Annotated in this window: 2 protein-coding genes and 1 pseudogene; all 3 read right to left on the bottom strand. The window is 64.6% G+C overall.

Annotation, left to right across the window (positions count from 1 at the left end; all coding sequences use genetic code 11):
• Positions 1-213, bottom strand: a pseudogene (locus tag JYJ84_RS34305) (DUF72 domain-containing protein); the annotation flags it as partial.
• 23 nt (positions 214-236) lie between these two features.
• Complete coding sequence (locus JYJ84_RS34300; protein WP_122946130.1) at positions 237-1,457, bottom strand: cyclopropane-fatty-acyl-phospholipid synthase family protein; 1,221 nt, start codon at positions 1,455-1,457, stop codon at positions 237-239.
• A 121-nt stretch (positions 1,458-1,578) separates the two neighbouring features.
• Positions 1,579-2,223 (bottom strand): pyridoxamine 5'-phosphate oxidase, encoded by a 645-nt coding sequence (gene pdxH / locus JYJ84_RS34295; protein WP_174955474.1) that lies wholly within the window; start codon positions 2,221-2,223, stop codon positions 1,579-1,581.
• Positions 2,224-2,401 lie beyond the last annotated feature (178 nt).

Here is a 2,401-nt window from a genome sequence, read left to right as displayed (position 1 = left end):
GCGCGTGTATCTTGCCGGCTGCGCTTCGTCAGGCGCGTCCGGTGTCACGTGTTCATCGGAGCTGGCAGGCCGGCCATCGTCCTCGGGCGACGCGCGTGCAGCGTCGGCCGGCACGCCGAACAGGTTGAATTGCCCGTCGGCGTGCGGCGCGTTGGCGTCGTCGTGCTGCTGTCGTTCCGGCGGCGCCTTGCGCCGCGTCCTGCCGTCACCCATGCATGCCCAGCGTGAAGCGCCGCCTAGCGCGGCAGCGCGTGTTCGTACATATAGCGCCGCGACCACGGCAGCGTCTTTGCGCTCTGCCCGGCCTTGCGGCACACGATCTGGAAGATCGACACGTCGTCGTGCTCGAACGCATACGCGCAGCCGGCAAGATACACGCGCCAGATGCGGAATTTTTCGTCGTCGACGAGTTGTCGCGCGGCGTCGGCCTTCGCCTCGAAGTTTTCCGTCCAGATGTCGAGCGTGCGCGCATAGTGCCGTCGCAGGCTTTCGACGTCAATCGCTTCCAGCCCGCCGCGCTGCGCGGCTTCCAGCGCGAGGCTGATGTGCGGCAGCTCGCCGTCCGGGAACACGTAGCGGTCGATGAATTCGCCGCCGCCGAGCGCCGTCTCGCCGCTTTCCGCGTCGGTCGACGTGATCCCGTGGTTCATTGCGATGCCGTCGTCGGCGAGCAGTTCACGGACCCGCGAGAAATAGAGCGGCAGGTTCTTGCGCCCGACGTGCTCGAACATCCCGACGCTCGTGATGCGGTCGAACTGGCCGTCGATTTCGCGGTAGTCCTGCAGCCGGATCTCGATTTTGTCTTCCAGCCCGGCGGCCTTCACGCGCGCGGTCGCGAGGTCGAACTGGTTCTGCGACAGCGTGACGCCGAGGCACTGTGCGCCGAACTTCTGCGCGGCGCGCAGCACGAGCGCACCCCAGCCGCAGCCGATGTCGAGCAGGCGCTGGCCAGGCTGGAGCTGGATCTTTGTCAGGATGTGGTCGATCTTCTTGATCTGCGCGGTGGCGAGATCCTCGTCGCCGTTCTCGAAGTACGCGCACGAGTACACCATGTTCTCGTCGAGCCACAGCTGGTAGAACTCGTTCGAGACGTCGTAGTGATACTGGATCGCCTTCTTGTCGGTGCTCTTCGAGTGATTGAAGTAGCGCTTCACGCGCGCCAGCTTGCTCGCGCTCGTCACCGTGTTGCGCGCGAGCGAGTAGCCGATGTTGATGATGTCCGACAGCTTGCCTTCGATGTCGATCTTGCCCTTCACGTACGCCTCGCCGAGATTGTCGAGGCTCGGTTCGAGCAGGAGCGGCAACGCCGACGCGCTGTTCACCTTCAGCGTGACCTGCGGCGCGCTGAAAGTGCCGAAATCGAGTTGATCGCCGTTCCACAGCACGAGGCGCGCCGGTATGTTCGCTTTCGCCCGTACTTCGTCCGCCCACTGTGCCAGCTTCTTTTCCCAGAACATTTGGATTCTCCGTTTGTTCGTTGAATCGAATACAGCCAAGTATCTTGACCGGCGCCCGCCGCTTGCGAGGCGGGCGCCCGAATGCAACACGAGACACGACCGGCGTGCGCCGGCGCCGCGCTTAAGGCGACAGGCGCGAGATCGACCAGCCCGGCGACGTGTCGGCGTCGCGCGTATAGAGCAGGCGGTCGTGCAGCCGCGACGGGCGGCCCTGCCAGAACTCGATCGAGTCGGGCACGAGGCGGTAGCCGCCCCAGTGCGGCGGGCGCGGCGGGTTGTCGCCGTAGCGTTCGCTGACGGCCTTTTCCTGCGCTTCGAGCGTCGCGCGGCTGTCGATCACGGCGCTCTGCTCGGACGCCCATGCGCCGATGCGCGAGCCGAGCGGCCGCGACGCGAAATAACGGTCGCTTTCTTCTGCGCTGGTTTTCTCGATCCGGCCTTCGATGCGCACCTGGCGCTCGAGCTCGATCCAGTAGAACAGCAGCGCGGCCTGCGGATGTGCGGCGAGATCGTGTCCCTTGCGGCTTTCGTAATTGGTAAAGAAGACGAACCCGCGTTCGTCGACGCCCTTGATGAGCACGATACGTGCCGACGGTCGGCCGTCGTCGCCGACGGTCGCGAGCGTCATCGTGTTCGGCTCGGGCAGCTTGGCGGCGAGCGCCTCCTTGAACCAGCGGTCGAACTGGGCGAAGGGGTCGGTGGCGACATCGGCTTCGTCGAGCGAAGCACGTGAATAATTGATGCGGAGATCGGCGAGAGTCGTCATGTTATGCAAACGCTTCAATCTGAAACCATTGTAGCCAACGCGCGAGAAACGTGCGTGTACAGTGGCGCGTGCGAGCGGGGAGTTCAGGCAAAATAGAGGGCTGCACGACTTACATTTTCCTTGCTGCCATGTCCGCCGCCGACGCTGCCCCGCCCAGTTCCTCTGATCTTACCCCGAC

Origin of the sequence: Burkholderia sp. LMG 13014 (assembly GCF_905232215.1) — a bacterium.
Taxonomy (GTDB): Bacteria; Pseudomonadota; Gammaproteobacteria; order Burkholderiales; family Burkholderiaceae; genus Burkholderia.
This window is presented reverse-complemented; position numbering and strand designations above follow the sequence as displayed.

What these genes read in the sequence shown, in the direction of transcription:
- JYJ84_RS34300 (WP_122946130.1), bottom strand. Translation starts at nt 1,457, where the DNA reads ATGTTCTGGGAAAAGAAGCTGGCACAGTGGGCGGACGAAGTACGGGCG.
- pdxH (WP_174955474.1), bottom strand. Translation starts at nt 2,223, where the DNA reads ATGACGACTCTCGCCGATCTCCGCATCAATTATTCACGTGCTTCGCTC.